Source organism: Gilliamella sp. B3023 (genome assembly GCF_026536845.1).
GTDB classification, from domain to species: domain Bacteria; phylum Pseudomonadota; class Gammaproteobacteria; order Enterobacterales; family Orbaceae; genus Gilliamella; species Gilliamella apicola_E.
Genome location: NZ_JAFNNH010000011.1, coordinates 18,341 through 40,407 on the forward strand (window position 1 = coordinate 18,341; position 22,067 = coordinate 40,407).

Annotated in this window: 18 protein-coding genes and 1 pseudogene; 9 read left to right on the forward strand and 10 right to left on the reverse strand. The window is 34.6% G+C overall.

Going from position 1 to position 22,067, the window contains the following annotated elements; translation table 11 throughout:
* Window positions 1–95 precede the first annotated feature (95 nt).
* Both asd and mscM read left to right on the forward strand, forming a co-directional pair.
* Window positions 96–941 (forward strand): annotated as a pseudogene (gene asd, locus J3U16_RS07855) (archaetidylserine decarboxylase); the annotation flags it as partial.
* A 7-nt stretch (window positions 942–948) separates the two neighbouring features.
* On the forward strand, window positions 949–3,567 hold the full coding sequence (mscM, locus tag J3U16_RS07860) for a miniconductance mechanosensitive channel MscM (protein WP_267330204.1): 2,619 nt from the start codon (window positions 949–951) through the stop codon (window positions 3,565–3,567).
* On the opposite strand, the gene J3U16_RS07865 is transcribed toward mscM, so the two are convergent.
* The gene (locus J3U16_RS07865; RefSeq protein WP_267330203.1) at window positions 3,564–4,094 is read right to left on the reverse strand and encodes a DedA family protein; all 531 of its coding nucleotides are present in this window, start codon (window positions 4,092–4,094) and stop codon (window positions 3,564–3,566) included. The genes mscM and J3U16_RS07865 overlap by 4 nt on opposite strands.
* Before the next feature lie 177 nt (window positions 4,095–4,271).
* Between J3U16_RS07865 and fdhD the strand changes: the two genes are divergently transcribed.
* The 5 genes from fdhD to J3U16_RS07890 all read left to right on the forward strand — a co-directional run bounded on the left by fdhD (window position 4,272) and on the right by J3U16_RS07890 (window position 10,216).
* A complete protein-coding gene (gene fdhD, locus J3U16_RS07870) occupies window positions 4,272–5,081 on the forward strand; it encodes a formate dehydrogenase accessory sulfurtransferase FdhD (RefSeq protein ID WP_267342835.1) in 810 nt (269 codons plus the stop codon).
* Between the two features lie 252 nt (window positions 5,082–5,333).
* Window positions 5,334–6,152: a purine-nucleoside phosphorylase gene (locus J3U16_RS07875; protein ID WP_065562557.1), complete on the forward strand. Its 819-nt coding sequence runs from the start codon at window positions 5,334–5,336 to the stop codon at window positions 6,150–6,152.
* Between the two features lie 47 nt (window positions 6,153–6,199).
* Window positions 6,200–7,426 (forward strand): nucleoside permease, encoded by a 1,227-nt coding sequence (locus J3U16_RS07880; protein WP_065734593.1) that lies wholly within the window; start codon window positions 6,200–6,202, stop codon window positions 7,424–7,426.
* A gap of 179 nt (window positions 7,427–7,605) precedes the next feature.
* On the forward strand, window positions 7,606–8,499 hold the full coding sequence (locus tag J3U16_RS07885) for an EamA family transporter (RefSeq protein ID WP_267342836.1): 894 nt from the start codon (window positions 7,606–7,608) through the stop codon (window positions 8,497–8,499).
* A 1,246-nt stretch (window positions 8,500–9,745) separates the two neighbouring features.
* Complete coding sequence (locus tag J3U16_RS07890; RefSeq protein WP_065562560.1) at window positions 9,746–10,216, forward strand: hypothetical protein; 471 nt, start codon at window positions 9,746–9,748, stop codon at window positions 10,214–10,216.
* 82 nt (window positions 10,217–10,298) lie between these two features.
* Here J3U16_RS07890 and amtB read toward each other — a convergent pair whose 3' ends face one another.
* From amtB to J3U16_RS07935, 9 genes are all read right to left on the reverse strand, one after another.
* Window positions 10,299–11,579, reverse strand: coding sequence for an ammonium transporter AmtB (amtB, locus tag J3U16_RS07895; RefSeq protein ID WP_065734595.1), 1,281 nt, complete (start codon window positions 11,577–11,579; stop codon window positions 10,299–10,301).
* 20 nt (window positions 11,580–11,599) lie between these two features.
* A complete protein-coding gene (gene glnK / locus J3U16_RS07900) occupies window positions 11,600–11,938 on the reverse strand; it encodes a P-II family nitrogen regulator (protein WP_065562562.1) in 339 nt (112 codons plus the stop codon).
* Window positions 11,939–12,163: 225 nt separating this feature from the next.
* Entirely contained in the window at window positions 12,164–13,642 is a 1,479-nt protein-coding gene (gene dgt / locus J3U16_RS07905) for a dGTPase (RefSeq protein WP_267342837.1), read from the reverse strand.
* 24 nt (window positions 13,643–13,666) lie between these two features.
* Window positions 13,667–14,725 carry a 5-(carboxyamino)imidazole ribonucleotide synthase gene (gene purK / locus J3U16_RS07910; protein ID WP_416380749.1) on the reverse strand — a complete coding sequence of 353 codons (1,059 nt, stop codon included), beginning with the start codon at window positions 14,723–14,725 and terminating at the stop codon, window positions 13,667–13,669.
* A gap of 7 nt (window positions 14,726–14,732) precedes the next feature.
* Window positions 14,733–15,233: a 5-(carboxyamino)imidazole ribonucleotide mutase gene (gene purE / locus J3U16_RS07915; protein WP_065562564.1), complete on the reverse strand. Its 501-nt coding sequence runs from the start codon at window positions 15,231–15,233 to the stop codon at window positions 14,733–14,735.
* Window positions 15,234–15,385: 152 nt separating this feature from the next.
* Complete coding sequence (locus tag J3U16_RS07920) at window positions 15,386–15,736, reverse strand: RidA family protein (RefSeq protein WP_267330200.1); 351 nt, start codon at window positions 15,734–15,736, stop codon at window positions 15,386–15,388.
* A gap of 24 nt (window positions 15,737–15,760) precedes the next feature.
* Window positions 15,761–17,764, reverse strand: a complete 2,004-nt coding sequence (gene uvrB, locus J3U16_RS07925; RefSeq protein WP_065562566.1) for an excinuclease ABC subunit UvrB — start codon at window positions 17,762–17,764, stop codon at window positions 15,761–15,763.
* A 396-nt stretch (window positions 17,765–18,160) separates the two neighbouring features.
* The gene (gene modF, locus J3U16_RS07930) at window positions 18,161–19,621 is read right to left on the reverse strand and encodes a molybdate ABC transporter ATP-binding protein ModF (protein ID WP_267342839.1); all 1,461 of its coding nucleotides are present in this window, start codon (window positions 19,619–19,621) and stop codon (window positions 18,161–18,163) included.
* A 15-nt stretch (window positions 19,622–19,636) separates the two neighbouring features.
* Entirely contained in the window at window positions 19,637–20,413 is a 777-nt protein-coding gene (locus tag J3U16_RS07935; protein WP_267342840.1) for a TOBE domain-containing protein, read from the reverse strand.
* 208 nt (window positions 20,414–20,621) lie between these two features.
* On the opposite strand from J3U16_RS07935, the gene modA reads away from it, so the two are divergent.
* A complete protein-coding gene (gene modA / locus J3U16_RS07940; RefSeq protein ID WP_218058406.1) occupies window positions 20,622–21,362 on the forward strand; it encodes a molybdate ABC transporter substrate-binding protein in 741 nt (246 codons plus the stop codon).
* Window positions 21,363–21,374: 12 nt separating this feature from the next.
* Complete coding sequence (gene modB / locus J3U16_RS07945; protein WP_065562570.1) at window positions 21,375–22,064, forward strand: molybdate ABC transporter permease subunit; 690 nt, start codon at window positions 21,375–21,377, stop codon at window positions 22,062–22,064.
* The last annotated feature ends 3 nt before the right edge of the window (window positions 22,065–22,067 follow it).

Genomic DNA, 22,067 nt, shown 5'->3' on the forward strand with positions numbered 1-22,067 from the left:
CTTTGCCACAAAATATGAATTAAGTTGTGCTATTTATACTTTCAGAATAAATATTGATATAATGCATTATTTCGAAACTAATTTGAGAGCTATCTATGTTAAATCAGTTAAAAGCAATTATTCAGTATCTTCTTCCAAAACAATTATTAACTACCCTATTTGGTTGGTTAGCTAACAGACGTTTAGGAAAAGTCACTACATGGATGATTATCGGTTTTTGTAAATTATATAAAATCGATTTAAGTGAAGCTAAATTGACTGATGTTAAAGAGTACAAAACGTTCAATGACTTTTTCGCTCGTGAGCTAAAAGAAGATGCGCGAACAATCGATGATGCGGCAAATAGTATTGTAATGCCAGCAGATGGGGTAATTAGTCAATTTGGTAACATTCAAGATAATCTTCTTTTGCAAGCTAAAGGACATTTTTATTCTTTAGAATCCCTGCTTGCTTGTCATCCTGATATGATTAAGTTTTTTAAAAATGGATCTTTTGCAACTACCTATTTATCACCTAAAAACTACCATCGTTTTCATATGCCTTGTGATGGTATATTGCGTGAGATGATTTATGTTCCTGGCTCACTATTTTCAGTTAATAAAGCAACAACAGAAACTATTCCTAATATTTTTGCTCGAAATGAACGTGTAATTTGTCTATTTGAAACTGAATTTGGACCAATGGCACAAATTATGGTTGGGGCAACGATTGTAGGAAGTATTGAATTAAATTGGGAAGGCGTTATTACGCCTCCTCGTGACGGCATAATGAAACGTTGGACTTATTCTGGTCAGATTAAATTAGCGAAGGGTGAAGATATGGGTTGCTTTAAATTAGGTTCAACCGTTATTACGCTGTTTGCTTCAAATGCTGTTGAATTTGACAGCCATCTTAAACTTGGTGACGTTACTCGTGTAGGTCAAAAACTAGCTGAAAGGATCTAACTTTATGTTGATGCGTGGTTTTTTGGGTGGAATATTACTCCTTCTGTCTTGCTTTGCTTTTGCTGAAGAATCAATACCCAATATTGATAATGAAGATCAGCTTACCGAAGTTATTGCTAAGCTTAATGAAAAAAATGAAGATCTTCGTCAGAATATGGAGTATCAAAAAGCGCATTTAACCAGCATCATCAATGAACAAAATAATATTAATACACAAATTTCCCATGTTCAAAATACGCTCGCAACCCTTGCTGAACAGGGCGAATGGTTAAGTTTTTCAACAGCATTAGGTGAAACCCTTCGCCAACAGTTATTACGATTACCTGAAAAACCTAAATCACAACCCCTTGATGCTGAAATCGCAGAAGCCAAAGTTCAGCAACTCAATTATTCAAATACCTTAGCTAGGCTAGATAGTTACCCTACGTTACCAAGTAATTTGAATAATCTAAAATCAGCTAGTCAATATCGCCGTTTATTAAGAGAACAAAGTGAGCTCATCAAAACGTTGATTTCGGGTACTGATACCACGATTCTTGAACTAACTAAATTAAAAATATCGAATAAGCAACTAACCAATGCTATCGATGAGGTTAATGATGCTGCACACCGTTACTTTTTCTGGGTTGCTGACGTCAATCCCGTTTCATTAAGTTTTATTCTTGATTTAGCCAGAGATGTCGTTTATGTCACCGTTCAAATTGATACGCTGTCACAACTATATAATGCTGGTGTTGAAGTGCTTAGTGCGCCAAAACCACTGTTTTTCCTAGTATTATCTTTATTGTTTGTATTTGTACATTTCAAAATGCGAGGAAAATATAACGCTTTCTTAAATAAATCGGCGGCTCGGGTTGGTAAAGTCACCCAAGATAGTTATTCACTTACTTTGGAAGTGATTGTTTTGTCATTAATTATGGCATTGCCTGTTCCTATTTTATGGGCTGCTTTGGGTTATGCTCTTCAAATTAACTGGGATTATCCTGTAGCCGTTGCTCTAGGCTATGGCGTTAATGCAGCTGCTCCAATTTTGTGGGTGTTTATTATCACCGCGCATTTTGCGTCTCAAAATGGGCTATTTATTACTCATTTTGGATGGTCAAAGAAAAATGTCCGTCAAGCTATGAAATATTATCAACTGTCGGTTTGGGTGGTTATCCCTTTAGTAATGGTTGTAATGAGCTTTGATCAGTTTAACAATCGTCAATTTGCAGCAACTATCGGTCGTACCGCATTCATTATTCTCTGTTTTGCACTCGTATTTATGACTAATTCTATTCATCGCGCTGGAGTTCCACTTTATATCGATAAAAAAGGATCTGGCGATAATTTATTAAGTCATATTCTGTGGTTTGTGTTGTTGAGTGCACCATGGTTAGCCATTATTGCTGCTTGTTTGGGTTATTTATCGACAGCTGAAGTATTATTAGGACGATTAGAAGCTTCGGTCATTATCTGGTTTGGCTTGTTAGTGGTCTATTTTATGATACGCCGTTGGATGTGGATACAAAAACGACGAATTGAATTTGAACGTACAAAACAACGTCGATTAGAACGTATGCAGCGCGCTAAAGGAATTGAAGAAGATCTCACCCCATTAAATGATAATATGGATGAACCTGTTATCGACTTAGATGTGATCAGTGCCCAATCATTACAACTAGTCAGGTCAATTATTATGCTAATTGCTTTAATTAGTATGATTTTACTTTGGTCTGAACTTCATTCCGCTTTTGCCTTTATGAATAATATCAAGCTATGGGGAACAAGTACCATTATTAATGGCAACGAAATTGAACAACATATTACCCTAGGTGCTGTCTGTATCGCGATCTTGGTTATGACCATTACTGTTCAGTTAGTAAAAAACTTACCGGCGCTGCTTGAGTTAGGCATTTTACAACATTTAGACCTCGCACCCGGCACTGGATATGCCATTTCAACCGTATCAAAATATATTATTTTGATGGTTGGTTGTATGATTGCTTTTTCATTTATCGGGATTGATTGGTCTAAGATTCAGTGGTTAATAGCGGCATTAGGTGTTGGTTTAGGATTTGGTTTACAAGAGATTTTTGCTAACTTTATTTCTGGCTTAATTATTCTGTTTGAAAAACCGGTGAGAATTGGCGATACCGTAACTATTCGTGATTTAACAGGTAACATTACCAAAATTAATACTCGTGCAATAACGATTGTTGATTGGGATCGTAAAGAAATTGTTATGCCAAATAAGGCTTTTATTACTGAACAATTGGTCAACTGGTCTTTATCTGACTCAATTACTCGTATTGTGTTAACTATACCCGCTACGATTGATGCCGATAGTGAACTGGTTATGAAGCTATTACAACAAGTTTCAGAGGAGTGTGAATTTGTTCTTAACGATCCTGAACCGCAAGTTTTTTTAGTGGATATTCAAGAAGGTATTCAATTATTTGAGCTACGTGTTTTTGCAGCTGAAATGGGGCATCGTATGAAATTACGTAGCTCAATACAAAAATTGATTCTTGAAGCTTATCGCCAACATAATTTGACATTGCCATTCCCACCTTTACAAACCAATTTAGAAGCGCTTGGTCGCAAAAGTGGGCGTCGTAGTTATACAATTGGTACCATTTAACCAAACAAGGTTTCTAACCATGGCACCCCAAATGCACCGGGTGCCAATAAAACAAATGCCCAGATTGGTGCTGAAGCAATATTGGCGATATTGAATTTTGTTGCTGGCATATGCATTGTTCCTGCAATTAATGGAACGATTGCACGCAATGGCCCAAAGAATCGACCAATAAACACGCCGAAAGTACCGTATCGCTGGAAAAATTGTTCAGCACGAAATATCATTTTTGGGTATTTATTTAAAGGCCATGAAGAGATTACCTGTTGGTGATAATGTTTACCTAACCAATAAGAGATGAAATCCCCTACAATGGCACCTAATGATGCCGATATCAAAACAGGAACAAATGAGATCACCCCTGTTCCCACTAATGCTCCTGCACCTAATAAAATTGCTGTAGCAGGTACCAGCAATGAAATAATCGCTAATGACTCGCCAAACGCTAATATGAAAATAATTGGCAATGCCCAAATTTGATGATGCTCAATAAATTGCATAATAGTATGCGTAATCTCATTTAATGACATAATTTTTTAGCTTCTATTTTTTTAGAATAACTCATTTTAACACAACAAAAGCAGTATAGTTCGACTAATCATTGGTAGAAACTAACAAAAGTAATAAGTTAAATGACAGGCTTTTTATTGATATCAACCTCAGTTATTATAATTGGAATTAAATTGCTAATAATGATGAGACATACCATGACAGTAGGCATTGAAAAATGTAATGTGAATAAATTTAAACAAGGTCAATTACAACCATTGCAAGAAGATACTGTCGCAATTGAAAAACCTGTTGCGCTTATTTATAACGGTATTTCTCACGTGGTAATGATGGCAACACCCAAAGATCTTAATTATTTTGCTATTGGCTTTTCATTAACAGAAAAAATCATCGAGTCTGTTGATGAAATTTATGGTATTGAGATCATCGATACTAAGCAAGGCATTGAAGTCCATATTGAGCTATCTTCACGACGTTTTATGCAATTAAAAGAAAAACGTCGAAATTTAACTGGTAGAAGTGGCTGTGGAATTTGTGGTACCGAACAGATAGAGCAAGTTTGCCAGTTTATTCCCCCCCTTTCTTTAAACGATAAAATTCATCTTTCTGATTTTGAACAGTCCCTTAATTATCTGAAGAAGGTTCAAACTGTGGGCAGCCAAACTGGTTGTACTCATGCTGCGGTATGGTTAGATTTAAACGGTAATTTTATTGTTGGATTTGAAGATGTGGGTAGGCATGTCGCTTTAGATAAACTATTAGGCTATCGTGCCACATTTCTACGAAAACATAATGAAAATTTAAAAGGGGTAATTCTTGTTTCAAGTCGGGCAAGTTATGAAATGGTACAAAAAACAGCCCGTTGTGGAGTCGAGATCCTCTTAGCCGTTTCAGCAGCAACTTCTATGGCGATTGAACAAGCTAAACAGTGTCAGTTAACATTAGTTGGATTTTTTAGAGATACTCAAGGTGTTATTTATTCAAATAAAGAACGTATTCTCAAATAATATGCAGTTTTTATTTAAATTAATTAAAAATTAATCGATATTAATTATCATAATAAAAACAATATATTAACTTTTTTATACGAAGATATCTCATCCCACGTCTTTCTTTATTGGTCGAAGACCATCATAATATACGCTAAAAATAAAAATGACTTTGTTTTTATTATAGATTACGTGAACTTTTTCTATTTATGATTTTGATCACACAGTTTTATTAATTAAGTATCTACTAAAATTTGAAAGGATAGTGTTATGCATCAAACAGCAGATATTCAACAAGCAGTTAACTATATTCAACAACACACAGACAAAAAACCAACAATCGGGATTATACTTGGATCGGGTTTAGGTCCTTTTGCCGATACTCTTGAAGATGCCGTCCATATTCCTTATGACAATATCCCTCACTTTGCTAAATCTGCTGCTGTTGGCCATGCAAATGAATTAGTGATTGGTAAATGCGGTGATAAGACTGTTGTCGCAATGAAAGGCCGTTTTCATTACTATGAAGGTTTTTCATTAGATCAAGTTACCTTCCCTGTGCGTGTAATGAAAATGCTAGGCGTTGAAAAACTAATCATTACCAATGCTTGTGGCGCAGTCAATACTAGCTTTAAGCCAGGGGATTTAATGATAATCACTGATCATATTAACTTAACCGCTAATAATCCATTAATGGGGCCAAATAATCCTGAATTAGGGGTTCGCTTTTTGGATGTAAGCGAAGTTTATAATAAGCAATTAAGAGCAACAGTTAGCGAAGTAGCCAAGGAACTAAATATCACATTACAACAAGGTGTTTATGCTTGGTGGACAGGCCCAACTTATGAAACCCCAGCAGAAATCAGAATGATCCGTACCCTTGGTGCTGATGCGGTTGGTATGTCTACGGTTCCTGAAGCAATTATTGCTCATCACTCTGGCATTAAAACTATCGGTATTTCATGTTTAACTAATATGGCTTGTGGCATTTTAGATCAACCTTTAGGGCATGAAGAAGTGATTGAAACAGCTGAACGCGTTAAATCAACTTTCTTACAATTGATAACTAAAACAATTGCGCGTTTTTAATTTGTATAATTTCACATCAGCAGTTCACTTTATTTTGGATATAAATAATGAACATGAAGCATAGATTACAAGTAATGATGTTTTTCCAATATTTTATTTGGGGAAGCTGGTTGACAACTTTTGGTATTTATTTAATCAATACGTTGCATTTCTCTGGTGCAGAAGTCGGTCTGGTTTATAGCACTAAAGGCTTTGCGGCATTATTTATGCCGTTTATTATTGGAATAATTGCGGATAAATTTATTCCACCAAAATACTTATTTATGCTTTGCCATACTGTTTGTGCTATTGCACTATTTTATGCGGCAACCGCAACAACACCAATTCAACTTTATTGGTTGATGCTTATCAATGCAATGGCTTTTATGCCAACAATTGCATTATCTAATTCAATTAGTTATCACTGTTTAGATAAAAGCAATTTAGACTCTGTTACCGTTTTTCCAAAAATTCGTGTTTTTGGGACAATAGGCTTTATTATTGCTATGTGGACAATCAGTTTACTAAAATTCGATATTAGTAATGCACAGCTCTATATTGCTTGTGGTGCGTCTGTGATTTTGGTCATCTACAGTGCGACTTTACCTGATATTAAAGTCATCACTAATCAACAACAATCATGGATTTCACGCCTTGGTTTAGATGCGTTTGTATTATTGAAAAACCCAGTAATGTCGATATTTTTTCTCTTTTCGATGCTATTAGGGGCTATATTACAAATCACCAACACCTTCGGTGGAGCATTTTTAAAAGATTTTGGTAGAATCCCAGAATTTCAAGATAGCGTGATTGTACAACATCCAGCAATATTATTATCAGTGTCACAAATGGCTGAAGTTGCCTTCATTTTGACGATCCCATTTTTTCTCAAGAAATTTGGAATCAAAAAAGTCATAATAATCAGCTTAATCGCTTGGACACTTAGATTTGGCTTTTTTGCCTATGGTGATCCAACGCCATTTGGTTTTGTATTATTGATGTTATCAATGATTGTATATGGTTGTGCTTTTGACTTCTTTAATATTTCAGGCTCTATCTTTATTGAGAAAGAAGTTAACTCTAATATACGTGCGAGTGCCCAAGGGCTATTTATGACGATGGTTAATGGTATTGGTGCGATTATAGGTTCTTTTATCAGTGGTTTTGTCGTTGATATCAATACTCATGATGGATTAAAAGATTGGCACTCAATATGGTTAATTTTTGCGGCTTACGCATTAATTTTAGGTTTTGTTTTTTATTTTACCTTTAATTATAAACAATCTGCGAAGTAACATCTTATCAATATAAATAAGGGATACATCGTCCCTTATTTATCCTCTGTTTTTTTTGAGTATTACCATACCGTAAAAAATAGTGACATAAAGCCGCAAGATATAGCTTGTCGGCTATGATTGTTTTATGCGCCAATTATTGGCGATAAATATAGTTTTAAAAGTAATGAGATTTTAGTATGAAAGAAAAATTTTTTGGTGGTTTATTAGTTTTTTTAGGTGCGTGTAGTTTTGGCGTTCTCTCTTCTATTGTAAAAACCGCTTATCAATCAGGTTATACCCTAGGACAAGTTACTGGTGTTCAATGTTTTTTAGGTATGTTGATATTATGGGGGATCCATCTGATTGTAAAAACGCTCAAACAACCAAAGATTAAAAATAAAAAAACATTAACCCCAAAATGGAAAGTATGTGCAGTAGGTATATTTCCCGGATTAGTGGGTATTTGCTATTATCAATGTGTACAGTTGGTGCCAGCATCAATTGCGATTATTTTGCTTATGCAATACTTATGGATTAGTGTCATTATTGATTTTGTTATTTTTAAAAATAGACCTTCACCACTTCAATTAGTCACAGTCGTTATCATAATTGTTGGTAGTTGTTTTGCTGCTGGTCTTTTTAATCAAGCTATTGAATTAAATTTAACAGGTTGTTTATTTGGTTTTCTAGCAGCGCTTATGTATTCGCTTTTTATTACAACTAGTAGCAATATCGGCAATGAATTACCAAAATTAGAGAAAAGTGCCTTGATGATAACCGGTGCTTGTATTGTGACTTTCTGTATTTTTCCGCCACTATTTTTCTTTGAACTCAGTATTGACGATAAAATTTATCAACTCGGATTTTTATTGGCCTTATTAGGTACGGTCTTACCCCCTTTTCTATTTTCAGTCGGTATGCCTAAAATCGGCATTTCGTTGAGTGCGATTTTATCCGCTGCAGAACTGCCTGTAGCTGTAACCTGCTCTTATTTTTATTTAAAAGAATCGGTCTATTTGAATCAATGGATTGGAGTAGTGATTATTTTGTTTGCAATCGCCTTACCAAATCTAAAACATTTAAAGAAATAATATTCAATAAATTAAGTGTGGTTATCCACACTTAATTATCTTCAAACAGATCTTGTACTTAACTTTTTAACCAATAGTCTAAAGATTCTTTACAGGATTCTTTTGTTACTCACAAATATTATAACGTTAAGCATAGGCTGTTTTTATCTATCGTGGAGATACAATAAGTTACCCTGCTCCCCATTATTTTATCCTGAAGAATATTTGACGTGATAACAATTAGTATATTGTAATAATTTCGAGCTCAAAATCGCTCGAGTGAAAAGAGCAAAAAAAAATAATCAGAATGCCAATAATATTTTTCACCGTTATTCTGCCCATTAAAATAATGAAATGTTTAAATAATCTCGCTAAATTAAATTAACAATATATCATTTATCAAATACTGGACAAAAATATAAAAAAATACTAGTATTTAATAACCTGAAAAACAGTAATGTTATTGATAAAATAGTTTATGTTTTTTAAGGTATTTTTTACATCTTTAAAATAAAGTCTTTACCGAGGTTGATACATTTTGTTATTTAGTTTATTTAGTTAAATAAAGTAGAAATGAAGTAATATTATCTTTTGGTATTTAAAAATTTATTGATCGTCCCAATATAAAGTAATATATTTTTATCTTAAAAATATTTTGCATCACCAAGAGTTAATTATTTTCTAAAAATATTTTCTAGTAGAGTAATAACGAAAGAGTTTAAGTCCGATATACGATAAATTAGTAGTTGAGTTTATCCCTTTTATTGCAAACATTTTCAAGAAGATTTGATACTTCTTAAATGGACTTATATCAACCAATGATTGGATTGAGGTATCAATATGCCCCCTAATCTATATTCTAAGACAAATATTTTATCAAGATGAATAGCTTGACTGAGTGATAAATGTTTAGTTGTAAGAAGTCTTATTTATTTTAATCCAGATAGAGTTTATTTAGTTAATCTTTGATATGTAGATCATAATTGGTATTTTTTTAATTAGTTTTTTCAAAATATTATGGAGGGTACTGAAAAAATAGCCGGTTTAAATAAGCTAGTAATTAGTCTGATAGGCTTATAGTAATCGTATGGTCTTTTTTGTAAAAAAACCACAAGTTTTAATAGTCAGTAGTAAATAGCAGTATTTTAAAAATCTTAATTGATTTTTATTTATAAACATAAAGTTATACAGATATACCTTGGCAATGAGTGTTTATTATCAAATTTATTGTTCTATTTTTACCCTGAATTAAAAAGGAAGTTACAGAATGAAGACATATAAAAAGCCATTATTTACTTTAGTGCACAGTAATGATGCTATTCCTGAACACAAAACTTTAGCTTATTTAGATTCAACATTAAATGATTATACCGATCACATCGACGAAATTATTGGTTTACGTATCAAGGAGTTAAAGCTACACCATTCTGAATACAGGGAACATCATAATGACACTAATAAGAAGTCAGGTTTTTCATTTATTTTCCCTGAAATATTTGAATCAGAACACCATAAAAAACAGATTGGCATGTTAAAAGAAGAGATGTTAATTGCCAAAGAGTCCAATAAAGTTATGGAATTACTTAGTGATCGTTTAAAAGAATTTGCCAAATTTTACCCAGAAATACAACTTAATTTAAATAATGTTCAACTATTACCAACTAAATTTAAAGAGTACCTTTTTGCTCCACCTTTAGTCTTAACCGAAGATAATGCAATTATGCTTTGGGATGACTAGAAAAAAACTTAACAATAATTAATAAGCTAAAAATCTACAGTAGTAACATACTGTAGATTTTTTTTATTTATAGTTTTATATATTAACTATTAAATGCGCTTTCACCGTGACTGTTAATATCAAGCCCTTCACGTTCATATTCTTCTGAAACACGTAAACCAACTGTAATATCAGCGATTTTATAAGCAATGAAGGCAATAATTGCAGTCCAAATTACACAGGTAATCACACTCATTAATTGTATGCCAACTTGACTAGCCATAGTAACGCCTTCGGCAAAGCCTATACCGCCCAGTGATTCGGAGGTAAATACTCCAGTTAATATACAACCAACAATACCACACACGCCATGAACGCCAAATACGTCGCAAGTATCATCTACTTTTAAGACTCTTTTTAAAGATGATACGCCCCATACTCCTGCAAAACCACAAGCAAGCCCAATTAACATTGCTCCACCAACACCAACAAAGCCAGCAGCAGGTGTTACACCAACTAATCCAGCTATTACACCCGATGCAGCGCCTAAACATGATGGTTTGCCACGTAGTATCCATTCGGCAATGGTCCAGGCGAGTACGGCTGCGGCTGTTGCAGCTACGGTATTGATGAAGGCTAGTCCAGCGATTTCGTCAGCGTGTGTTGATGATCCTGCATTGAATCCAAACCAACCAATATATAATATTGCGGCCCCTAAATAAACATAAGGTAGGTTGAATGGTTTTAATGGTTCACGGTTATAGCCAATACGGCTTTTAAGCATATAAGCACCTAATAGACCGGCAACAGCTGCATTGATGTGCACAACGGTTCCGCCAGCGAAATCCAATGCACCTTCATCACCAAGGATACCACCACCCCATACCATATGTGCCATTGGAATATAGGAAAAAGTAAACCATAACACCATAAAGATAAGGACAGCTGAAAAACGGACTCTTTCAGCAAACGCACCTAAGATTAAACAACAAGTAATACAAGCAAATGAACCTTGGAATGCAATCCAAATTAGTTCGTAAATCGAACCTGAAATATCAGTAATACCAACATTAACCAATAAGAATTGCTCAAAATTGCCGAAAAACCAGTTACCTTCACCAAATGCTAATGAATACCCATAAGTAATCCATAATACAGCAATTAAAGAAAAGGTGACTAAGACTTGCGATAACATGGATAGCACATTTTTAGATCGTAATAATCCGCCATAAAAAAATGCGATACCAGGCACAGACATAAATAACACTAATGCAGTACAAATCATCATAAAACCATTATCGGCTTTATCCGCAATTTCCACTTCGTCGGCAAAGACTGGACTGGCTAAAACTAAACTTAAAGAGAGAATAATTTTCTTCAACATAATGATATCCTTATTGATAGTTATAGTGCTGACTCATCAGTCTCGCCGGTACGAATTCGAACTACGTGTTCTAATGGCGTAACAAATATTTTGCCATCGCCTATTTTTCCGGTATACGCAGCTTTTGTAATGGTGTTAATGACTTCATCAAGTAATTCATCGCTAATGGCTAACTCTATTTTTACTTTTGGTAAAAAGTTAACATTGTATTCAGCGCCTCGGTACAGTTCGGCGTGACCTTTTTGTCGACCAAAACCTTTAACTTCAGTAACAGTTAAACCAGTAACACCTATATTGGATAGTGATTCCCTAACCTCTTCTAATTTAAAAGGCTTAATAACTACAGTGACAAATTTCATCCATTACTCCTTATAACTATTAATCTTATTAAAGTTAATGCAAAGGGCGTGCCAAAAATTAAAAAGAGGGTGATTAATATTGTGAAATACTTAAAATGAGTAAAGGTTATTAGTTGCTATTTAAAAAAAAGTTGAGGAACGGGGTTTTTGACGCTAAAAATAGCCTCATTGTCGCACTAATATGGTGCTTGTGCTTATTTTTGGTGCTGTTACAAATGTGCCAAATTAGAATGTTACCATTAATTTTCGATATTCATCATAAGCAAAATGGTCGGTCATACCGCTGATATAATCTTGAATTAAACGACAACGATAGTAAAATTCCCAACAATCAAAGTGTTGATTGTCTATCTGCTCAAGTGCTTGTTGATAAGCTACGCAATGTTTTGCTGATAGTTTGTGATACAACCGAGTTTCGATAGGATATTTTTTGTGATTACCTGTTTTGACTAATTTTATAAAATCATCAGTAGGCATAGCTAAAAGTGGGCTGTAGATCTCTAGCAATCCAGTAATGATTCGGTAACCTTGCAGTTCGATATTTTCAACCGTTTCATGGTTAAAGATGTGTTCAAAGCCAACTGTTTTGAAGATACTAAGTAATTTATATTCCGCACCATGATCTTCAAGTAGAGCATGATTAAAGGAACCATGATAAATTGCTTCGATGTTTTCGATAAATCGTTCAGCTGCATGAGGTACGAGTTGACCAATGGTATTTACGCGCAGATACATAAAAAACTGGTCGATACCTATCGCTTCAAATTCATTCTTTTTCAAATTTTCATAAGGGCGATTCACAACTTCATCAAATAAATCACCTTTTTTAACGGGTCCCCATGCTTCTTTTAAATAATGATAAAGCTGCTGAACAGTTAAAATTTTCTTTTCTACAGCATCTTCAAGATCGGCGATGCAGTAAGAAATATCATCTGCTGCTTCCATAATATAAGTGAGCGGATAACGATGGAAAGGTTGGATATCAAGTTGTTCCGAAAGTGTTTTAATAAAAGACTCTTCAGATAGATAATACCCAGGTTTTTTCATTAAGTAATTAAATTCATCAGGTATAGGATCAGACCAATAAGCTGGTTTCGAATATTTAAGAATTGACGCAATTTGCGAGTAAGTTAAATTGAGTCGTAAAATCGTATGAACTAATCGAATCGCTTGTGCATTACCCTCAAAATTAGAGAGATCTTGGCGTATTTTTAATTTTAATGATTGAGTTGATTTATCATCAGTATCCTGAATATTAAGCACTGAGTAGCATGACGTTTTATCTATACCTAAACGCATACCAAACCAATGATTGATTGCCGCTTCACCAAAGTGACCAAATGGTGGATTACCTATATCATGCATTAAACATGCCATTTCAACTAGGCTTTCAATTGACATAACTGAATTTTCAAGGCCAAAGGCTTTTAATTGTCCAGATTTATTAAGTCGATAAATAATCTCTTTTACAATATAACGACCAACTTGTTGTACTTCCATTGAATGAGTAAGGCGTGTTCGAACGACAGAATTACGCTCTAACGGAAATACTTGTGTTTTTTGTTGTAAACGCCTAATGGCAGCAGAATTAAGGATGCGACCACGATCACTTTCGAAAAAGCGTAAAACCGAGTAATCATCAAATGCTTCACGCGGTTTACTTGCATATCGTTGATAATTAATTTTTTTACTAAAGTCGATCATATCGCAGTCCCTTGATTTAATCAGCTATAATTTTTGTTTTGCCCACGCTATTGGTTGACTATATTCCGCTGGTAATAAAAAGGATAATTGGTTTAATGCTTCAATTAATTTTGGACTATAGTTATGAGTTAGGTTGATGTGTCCAACTTTTCGCCCTTCTCTTACTTCTTTTTCATACCAGTGTAGATGCGCTAAATCAACTGATAACCATTTGAGATTAAAATCTGTTCCAATCAAATTCACCATGACCGATGGGCAAAAAACATCCGGTTTAGGCATTGGTAGTCCTAAAATTGCCCTTAAGTGTAATTCGAATTGGCTAATAGATGCCCCATTTTGGGTCCAATGTCCGCTATTATGTACTCTTGGCGCTAATTCATTAATTAGTAAGTTATCCCCAATAACAAAACATTCCATCGCCATAACGCCTACATAATTGAGTTTATGCATGATGCTTGAAAGCATCTGTTCAGCTTTATTCTGCAATGTATTATTTTTACTAGGAATGGCAACACTTATTTTTAAAATGCCATCTTGATGGAAATTATTTGTTAATGGATAAAAGACAGTTTCGCCTTTAGCATTTCTGGCACCAACTAGTGATAGCTCTTCTTCAAAAGGAATGGCTTGTTCAACAATAGCATGTTGATAAACATCGTCTCGAATCGAATCGTGAGCAGTTATGCGCCATTGGCCTCGACCATCATAGCCACCTGTTCGACGTTTAACGATTAATAAATCACCCAAATTTTTAAATAAATTCGGCCAATCATTTTCATTATTAAGCGGGTACCATTTAGCCGTAGGTAAGTTAAGCTCATCAAGTAACTGCTTTTGACTTAAACGATCTGCTATTATTGGAAATACATTTCGATTAATGAAGTGGGGGTGACTCGCTAAGAGTTGAGTAAACGTTGTTTCGGGCCAACGCTCAATTTCAGCAGTAATGACTGAACTTTGGTAAGGGATGGTTGCAGGATCAACATCCAAGCCAACTGGATAGACATGGATTCCTAAAGGTTCACCAGCCTGTCTAAGCATTCGTCCTAACTGGCCATTTCCTAAAACACAAACAGATTGCATTGTCATATTAAATATCGACTCTCGGATCAGGATTATTCAAAACTTCATCAGTTTGACTCAATCGCCAATTTGATAAACGTAGATAGATCTCTGGGTTATGCAATGCCAGAATTTGTGCAGCTAATAAAGCTGCATTTGCTGCTCCAGCTTTACCTATAGCTAATGTTCCAACAGGAATACCTTTAGGCATTTGTACGATAGAATAAAGGCTATCAATACCACTAAGCGCTGCACTTTGAACTGGAACACCTAACACTGGTACTAGTGTTTTCGCCGCTAACATACCAGGTAAATGCGCAGCCCCACCTGCTCCAGCTATGATCACATCAAAACCTCGTGATTTGGCATTTTGCGCAAATTCAAACAATTTATCGGGTGTTCGGTGTGCAGAAACAATTTCGACATGATAAGCAATGGTTAAAGTATCTAAGATATCCGCAGCATGTTGCATGGTACTCCAATCACTTTTCGAGCCCATTACAATGGCAATTTTAGGTTGAGTATGCATAAACGTTTATAGGAAGATATAAAATATTAAGTGTTCAAAGTATACACTAAAATTAAATGAATGGGCTAGCAAGAAGTAAGGTTGATTATCAATAAGTTAAATTATCAGATTGAGAATATCCGCCAAGATTATGACGGATAATTATCTGTATATTACGGACTCACTGCCGCAACAATTTTTATTTCAATTAAATACTCTTTTTTCATTAACCCTGCATTAACGGTACAACGAACAGGCGCTTTTCCTTTTGCTACCCATTCGTCCCATGCTTTGTTCATGGCAGAAAAATCGTTTTTGTTTACTAAAAATAGTGTAGCATCAAGAATGCGAGTTTTATCACTATTTGCTCTAGCCAAGATGTGATCTATTTCAGCTAATGCACTTTTAGTTTGTATATAAGCATCATCACTCAAATCAGTTGGAACACTAGTATAGTAAATTACATTGTTATGAATTACTGCTTCTGACCACCTTTCCGCAGGATCTATTCGTGTTATTGTCATTATATTTTCCTTAAAGACTATTTATTAAGATACCTTTATAAAATCCGAACGCAATTTTTTAATCTCATCACGTAATACACCTGCTTTTTCAAATTCAAGATTCTGAGCAGCTTCGTACATCATGGCTTCAAGTTCTTTAACTCTTGCCTGAACTTCTTTTATTGAAACATAATTATACTGACCACCTTGTTCAAATGCTTGAATTTTAGCCGTTGATTTTTTAGTGCTTAAACCTGCATCTAAGATATCTTTGATTTCTTTACGCACTGATTTTGGTGTAATTCCATGTTCCTGATTGAAATCTTCCTGTTTTTTACGACGCCTTGCAGTTTCATCAATAGTGAGTTGCATTGCTGGCGTAATTTTATCAGCATATAATATTGCTTTACCATTAACATTTCGAGCTGCGCGTCCCACGGTCTGAATTAATGAGCTTTCTGAACGTAGAAATCCTTCTCGGTCAGCATCTAAAATTGCGACTAATGATACTTCTGGGATATCTAATCCTTCTCGAAGTAAGTTAATACCAACTAATACATCAATCTTACCTAAACGCAAGTCGCGAATAATTTCCATTCGTTCAACAGTGTTGATATCAGAATGCAAATATTTAACATTGACATTATGTTCTGATAAATAGTCTGTCAAATTCTCAGCCATTCGCTTAGTCAATGTGGTCACAAGAACGCGTTCGTCTTGGTTTATGCGTAATTTAATTTCAGACAAAAGATCATCAACTTGAGTAGCCACAGGCCTAACTTCGATGATTGGATCTAATAATCCTGTAGGTCTTACCACTTGTTCGATGATTTCACCTGCTGATTTTTCAATTTCATATTTAGCAGGTGTTGCCGAAACATAAATTGTTTGTGGCATGATATTTTCAAATTCTGTAAATTTTAATGGTCTATTATCTAAAGCCGAAGGTAATCGAAAACCGTATTCAACCAGATTAAGTTTTCGCGATCTATCACCATTATACATTGCACCCAATTGTGGGATTGCTACATGCGATTCATCAATAAACAATAAGCCATCAGCCGGTAAATAATCAAATAATGTTGCTGGCGGATCGCCTGCATTTCGTCCTGCTAAATAACGAGAATAGTTTTCTATCCCAGAACAATAACCAAGCTCTGTCATCATCTCAATATCAAATAGTGTGCGTTGAGTTAATCGTTGCTCTTCTAGTAGACGATTATTGTCCAACAATACTCTTTGGCGTTCTTGAAGCTCTTGCTTAATTTCAACAATTGCGTCATCCATGATATTTCTTGGTGTGACATAGTGTGTTTTTGGATAAATAGTAATACGTGGTACTTCATTAATTGCATTACCTGTTAATGGATCAAATATGACTATTCTTTCAACTTCATCATCAAAAAGCTCAACACGCACTGCATGTTCATCTGAATCAGCTGGAAATATATCAATCACATCGCCACGAACACGAAAAGTACCGCGACTAAAGCCAATTTCATTACGTGTATATTGTAATTCTGCTAAGCGCGTTAATACTGCGCGTTGGTCAGTAATCGTCCCTCTTGCCAAATGTAATATCATTGACATGTAAGTTTCAGGTGCACCTAAACCATAAATAGCCGATACCGAAGCAACGATAACAACATCACGGCGTTCTAATAATGATTTGGTTGCCGATAGTCTCATTTGTTCAATGTGCTCGTTAATCGATGCATCTTTCTCTATAAATGTGTCTGTAGACGGAACATAAGATTCTGGCTGATAATAATCATAATAAGAGACGAAATATTCCACCGCATTATCCGGAAAGAACGCTTTCATTTCACCATATAGTTGAGCAGCCAAAGTCTTATTAGGCGCTAAAATAATTGTTGGGCGATTATGCTTTGCAATAACATTAGCCATGGTAAAAGTTTTACCAGATCCTGTTACTCCTAATAATGTTTGATGCGCAATTCCATCATCAAGATTTTGATTTATACGATCAATTGCTACCGGCTGATCACCTGCTGGTTTAAAATCAGAACATAATTTAAATTTTCTCATTACATCGCAACCTAAAATTTCACCTATTAATAAAAATTATCCCCAAAAACACTTGACCTTTAAAAATGTTATATTTTTTGTTCAGTTAAGTTAAAAGTTTGTTAAGACATTATTAAAACTATACCTTGATTTATCGTAACGTTATGATTAATAATAATTATTAAAATCATGGCTAAGTTGTAATCAAATTAAATAAAAACCTGATAGACATTGAAGTTAGCACACTTTTCAATTAACTATTCACAGACTTATCCACAGGCAACGGGGATAACTTGCTAAGTATAATCAATATAGACTTTTTTGAATTTTTAGCTTAAAAAAACGCCACTAAAAAAAAGTTTTTTTATTGATTATTTCTATTTTTAAGTCTCATTTTAATAGTTTATAACTAATCCATTATTTGATACGCTCAATTTTATATTGATAGCCAACAGTATCATTTGGCACAAAAGTTAATCGATGAGTGATGCATTTTGGTGCATCTTCTGCATGATGTGAAACAAACAATAATTGTGTACGACCTTTACCAATTAAATTATCAATCCAATTTTTTACTAGTTCTCTATTTAGATGATCCAGTCCTTGTAGCGGTTCATCTAAGATAAGTAATGTTGGATGTTTCACTAAAGCTCTCGCTATCAATACTAATCGCTGTTGTCCCCAAGATAATGATTGAAAGGGTTTATCGGCTAAATCAGTCAAATCTAGTAATTGTAACCATTGCTTAACTAACTTTGCTTGTTTATCACTAATCGCTTGGTAGACCCCAATTGAATCAAAGTACCCCGATACCAATACATTTTCCACACTCAAGCTAACTCGATAGTCAAGATGAAAACTACTACTGACATAACCAATATGACGTTTAATATCCCATATTGTTTCGCCAGACCCTCGTTTTCGCCCAAATAGCGTCAAATCATTACTATAACCCTGAGGATGATCGCCAGTTATTAAACTTAATAATGTCGATTTACCTGCGCCATTAGGACCAATGATCTGCCAATTTTCATTCGCTTTTACCAACCAACTAAGTCCATTAATAATTGCCTTTCCATCATATTGAACATGACCATTATTTAATATAATGCGGTCTAATGTATCGGGTAGTTGAATGGGTGTTTCATCCGGTTCGGGTAAAGTAAAGTTTGATAGCTGTTCTAAATTCGCAAGTTGCTTGATGGCTACGTCATTTAATATGGTGTCTTTGGATCCAAATTTCAATAGCTGGCAGTTAGCAAGTATTCCAATATTTTTTACAAATATTGGGATTTCATTAAAACGATTCAACACCATTACAATCGTAATATTTTTTTCAGCGAGTTGTTTAAGTTTTTCAGCTAGGTTTGCTCGAGATGCAACATCTAAACCATCAAACGGTTCATCTAAAATTAGCAGTTCCGGTCGGCTCATTAATGTGCGACATATCAATGTTTTGCGTGTTTCACCGGTTGAGAGATATTTAAAGCGACGATCTAACAGATGTTCAATACCAAATTGTCGGGCTAAATGTTCGCAAAGTTCGGCATCTTGATTAACTTCTTGAATAATTTCTGCTGTAGTTAATCCAGTATCATCTTCGTTGTCACTAAGCATATCGGTATTATTGCGTTTCCATTCATCATCTATTATTTTTTGAAGTTGCTCAAATGAGATATGCGCTATTGATTTAAATTGATTGATAACTTTACCCGACAATAACGGTTGATTACCAGCTAATGCTTTAGCCAATACCGACTTGCCCGAGCCATTTCGACCTACAAAAGCGACAATGTCACCACTATTGATAGTCAATGATTCAATTTTAAAAACGTTGAAATCACTTATTTTATATACTGCATTTTCAATTTGTAACATAAATACCTCAAACTGCTAGACTAATGTGGCAACAATGATGTTCTGGGGATGGATGGATATGGTAGTTTTTTGGCCTTCGGTTAATTTTAGATGATTAATTTCACTGGTTAATTTATTAGCATAAAGCATCATACCGGAAGGTAATGAAAATGAGATCTCAGATAATTGACCATCGCTTACTATTTTTTCAACTTTAACTCTTAATTGATTTTCATTTAAATCATTCAATTCAATCAAAGGTGCTTTAATCAATAAAAGAACAGTTTTATCAATATTCAATTTTAAACGCGCAATACTTTGTTGAGTTATATAAGCTTTTAATTCAGTTTGGTTATCATTTAATTTTACTTTTACAAACCCAGCTATATTGTTAGTTTCAATGCTCGAAACATTGCCATAGATTTGATTACGGGCGCTAGTCTGTAATGATAATTTAGCAGTTATTTTTAATATATCATCAAGAGGAATATTGTCGTCATTTAGAATATTAAAAGCATTATATTGGAGTTGAGTTAAGAGATCATAAAGCTGAATAAACCTTACCGCATAAGCGCTAAGTTTTGTGCCTCCGCCATTTTTACCACCCGTTGCTGTTATCAAAAAAGGTTTTGGTGATAACTGATTGATTTCGTTTATCGCATCCCAAGCAGTTTTATAGCTAATACCGACTTTCTTAGCCGCTTGGGTTAGTGAGCCAGTTAGTTCAATTGCTTTTAATAAGGCAATTCGTCTGGGATCAGTAAATAATTGCTGATTTATGTTTAAAGTTAATAATATTTCTGGTGACAGCATTACTTTATGCCTTAATTGAATAAACAAGCTACTTTCAATAAAAAAGTAAATCTATTGTAGACGTTTTTTTCTTTTCCTTCAAAAAATGTCCTTAGCCATATTCGTAAAGAATAAAAATAGTGTACTGCTTAAAGTTTGATTGTACTTTATTAATAAATTTTGATAGCATCGCTATATAGTTTATTACATAACGAATGTGAGGAATAAAATGCGTAGAATCATTGGTGTATCACTATTTATAGTAACTTTACTCGTCAGTTTAACAACATCTGCCACCCAAAAAATTACGGTATTTGCAGCAGCATCACTTACTAATGCAATGCAAGATATTGCAACTTCTTACAAAGATGCAGAAATTGTTTTCTCATTTGCTTCATCTTCTGTATTAGCCAAACAAATTGAACAAGGGGCACCTGCTGATATATTTATGTCTGCTGACCAAAAGTGGATGAATTATCTTATTGAACACAAAGTTGCAACAGATAAACAGAATTTGTTAAAAAATGGATTAGTATTGATTGCTCCAAAACAATCTAAATTAGAAAAGGTAGAAATTAATGCAAATACTGATTGGCAAGCCATTTTACCAAAAGGAGAAAGGTTAGCTGTTGGTGATCCTGACCATGTACCTGCAGGGCTTTATGCTAAGGAATCTTTAACCAATTTAGGCGTATTTGATAAATTATTGCCTCAAATGGCGCCAGCAAGTAATGTTCGTGATGCATTAATGTTAGTTGAGCGTAATGAAGCTGCATTAGGTATTGTTTACAGTACTGATGCGAAAGTAAGTGATAAAGTGAAAATTATTGGTAGCTTTCCCGCTGAGACATTTACGCCAATTGAATATCCGATCACATTACTTAAACCTGAAGCAAAAGAATTTTATCAATATTTAAGTTCTGAAACTGCCAAAAAGATTTTCCAAAAATATGGTTTTATAACTGAATAGAATTTAAACAAGATGATGTTAACTGAGTATGAATGGCAAACATTGCTGTTAAGCTTGAAAATAGCAGGAGCAGCAATTGTCTTTAGCCTTCCAATAGGTGTGTTGACAGCTTGGATTTTAGCAAGATGTCAATTTATCGGTAAATCACTATTTGATAGCATTGTCCATTTGCCTTTAGTGTTGCCTCCAGTAGTATTAGGCTATCTTCTACTCTTAACAATGGGTCGCCATGGCTTTATTGGCGAATGGTTAGATAAATATTTTCATTTAAGCTTTAGCTTCAATTGGCAAGGCGCAGCTTTAGCTTCTGCTGTGGTTGCGTTCCCGCTTATGGTTCGATCGATTCGATTAGCAATTGAATCGATAGATTCACGTTTAGAAAATGTAGCTCGAACCTTAGGTGCTAAACCATTTCGAGTCTTTATGACTGTCACGTTACCATTAGCTTTCCCTGGGATTTTAATGGGAGTCGTGCTCGGTTTTGCTCGTTGCTTAGGTGAATTTGGCGCGACAATTACCTTTGTATCAAACATTCAAGGAGAAACACGCACCCTTCCATTAGCAATGTACACCTTATTACAAACCCCAGATGGCGAGTCAGGAGCATTACGACTTTGTATTGTTTCGATCATTTTATCTTTAGTTGCCTTATTCGTTTCAGAGATGCTAAATCGTTGGCATAAAAAGAAATTAACAGGATAGCGA

What these genes read in the sequence shown, in the direction of transcription:
- J3U16_RS07880 (WP_065734593.1), top strand. Translation starts at nt 6,200, where the DNA reads ATGAACATGAAGCATAGATTACAAGTAATGATGTTTTTCCAATATTTT.
- dgt (WP_267342837.1), bottom strand. Translation starts at nt 13,642, where the DNA reads ATGATCGACTTTAGTAAAAAAATTAATTATCAACGATATGCAAGTAAA.
- J3U16_RS07875 (WP_065562557.1), top strand. Translation starts at nt 5,334, where the DNA reads ATGCATCAAACAGCAGATATTCAACAAGCAGTTAACTATATTCAACAA.
- modF (WP_267342839.1), bottom strand. Translation starts at nt 19,621, where the DNA reads ATGTTACAAATTGAAAATGCAGTATATAAAATAAGTGATTTCAACGTT.
- modB (WP_065562570.1), top strand. Translation starts at nt 21,375, where the DNA reads ATGATGTTAACTGAGTATGAATGGCAAACATTGCTGTTAAGCTTGAAA.
- J3U16_RS07935 (WP_267342840.1), bottom strand. Translation starts at nt 20,413, where the DNA reads ATGCTGTCACCAGAAATATTATTAACTTTAAACATAAATCAGCAATTA.
- amtB (WP_065734595.1), bottom strand. Translation starts at nt 11,579, where the DNA reads ATGTTGAAGAAAATTATTCTCTCTTTAAGTTTAGTTTTAGCCAGTCCA.
- purE (WP_065562564.1), bottom strand. Translation starts at nt 15,233, where the DNA reads ATGCATACTCAACCTAAAATTGCCATTGTAATGGGCTCGAAAAGTGAT.
- J3U16_RS07865 (WP_267330203.1), bottom strand. Translation starts at nt 4,094, where the DNA reads ATGTCATTAAATGAGATTACGCATACTATTATGCAATTTATTGAGCAT.
- uvrB (WP_065562566.1), bottom strand. Translation starts at nt 17,764, where the DNA reads ATGAGAAAATTTAAATTATGTTCTGATTTTAAACCAGCAGGTGATCAG.
- fdhD (WP_267342835.1), top strand. Translation starts at nt 4,272, where the DNA reads ATGACAGTAGGCATTGAAAAATGTAATGTGAATAAATTTAAACAAGGT.
- J3U16_RS07920 (WP_267330200.1), bottom strand. Translation starts at nt 15,736, where the DNA reads ATGACAATAACACGAATAGATCCTGCGGAAAGGTGGTCAGAAGCAGTA.
- mscM (WP_267330204.1), top strand. Translation starts at nt 949, where the DNA reads ATGTTGATGCGTGGTTTTTTGGGTGGAATATTACTCCTTCTGTCTTGC.
- J3U16_RS07885 (WP_267342836.1), top strand. Translation starts at nt 7,606, where the DNA reads ATGAAAGAAAAATTTTTTGGTGGTTTATTAGTTTTTTTAGGTGCGTGT.
- purK (WP_416380749.1), bottom strand. Translation starts at nt 14,725, where the DNA reads ATGCAATCTGTTTGTGTTTTAGGAAATGGCCAGTTAGGACGAATGCTT.
- J3U16_RS07890 (WP_065562560.1), top strand. Translation starts at nt 9,746, where the DNA reads ATGAAGACATATAAAAAGCCATTATTTACTTTAGTGCACAGTAATGAT.
- modA (WP_218058406.1), top strand. Translation starts at nt 20,622, where the DNA reads ATGCGTAGAATCATTGGTGTATCACTATTTATAGTAACTTTACTCGTC.
- glnK (WP_065562562.1), bottom strand. Translation starts at nt 11,938, where the DNA reads ATGAAATTTGTCACTGTAGTTATTAAGCCTTTTAAATTAGAAGAGGTT.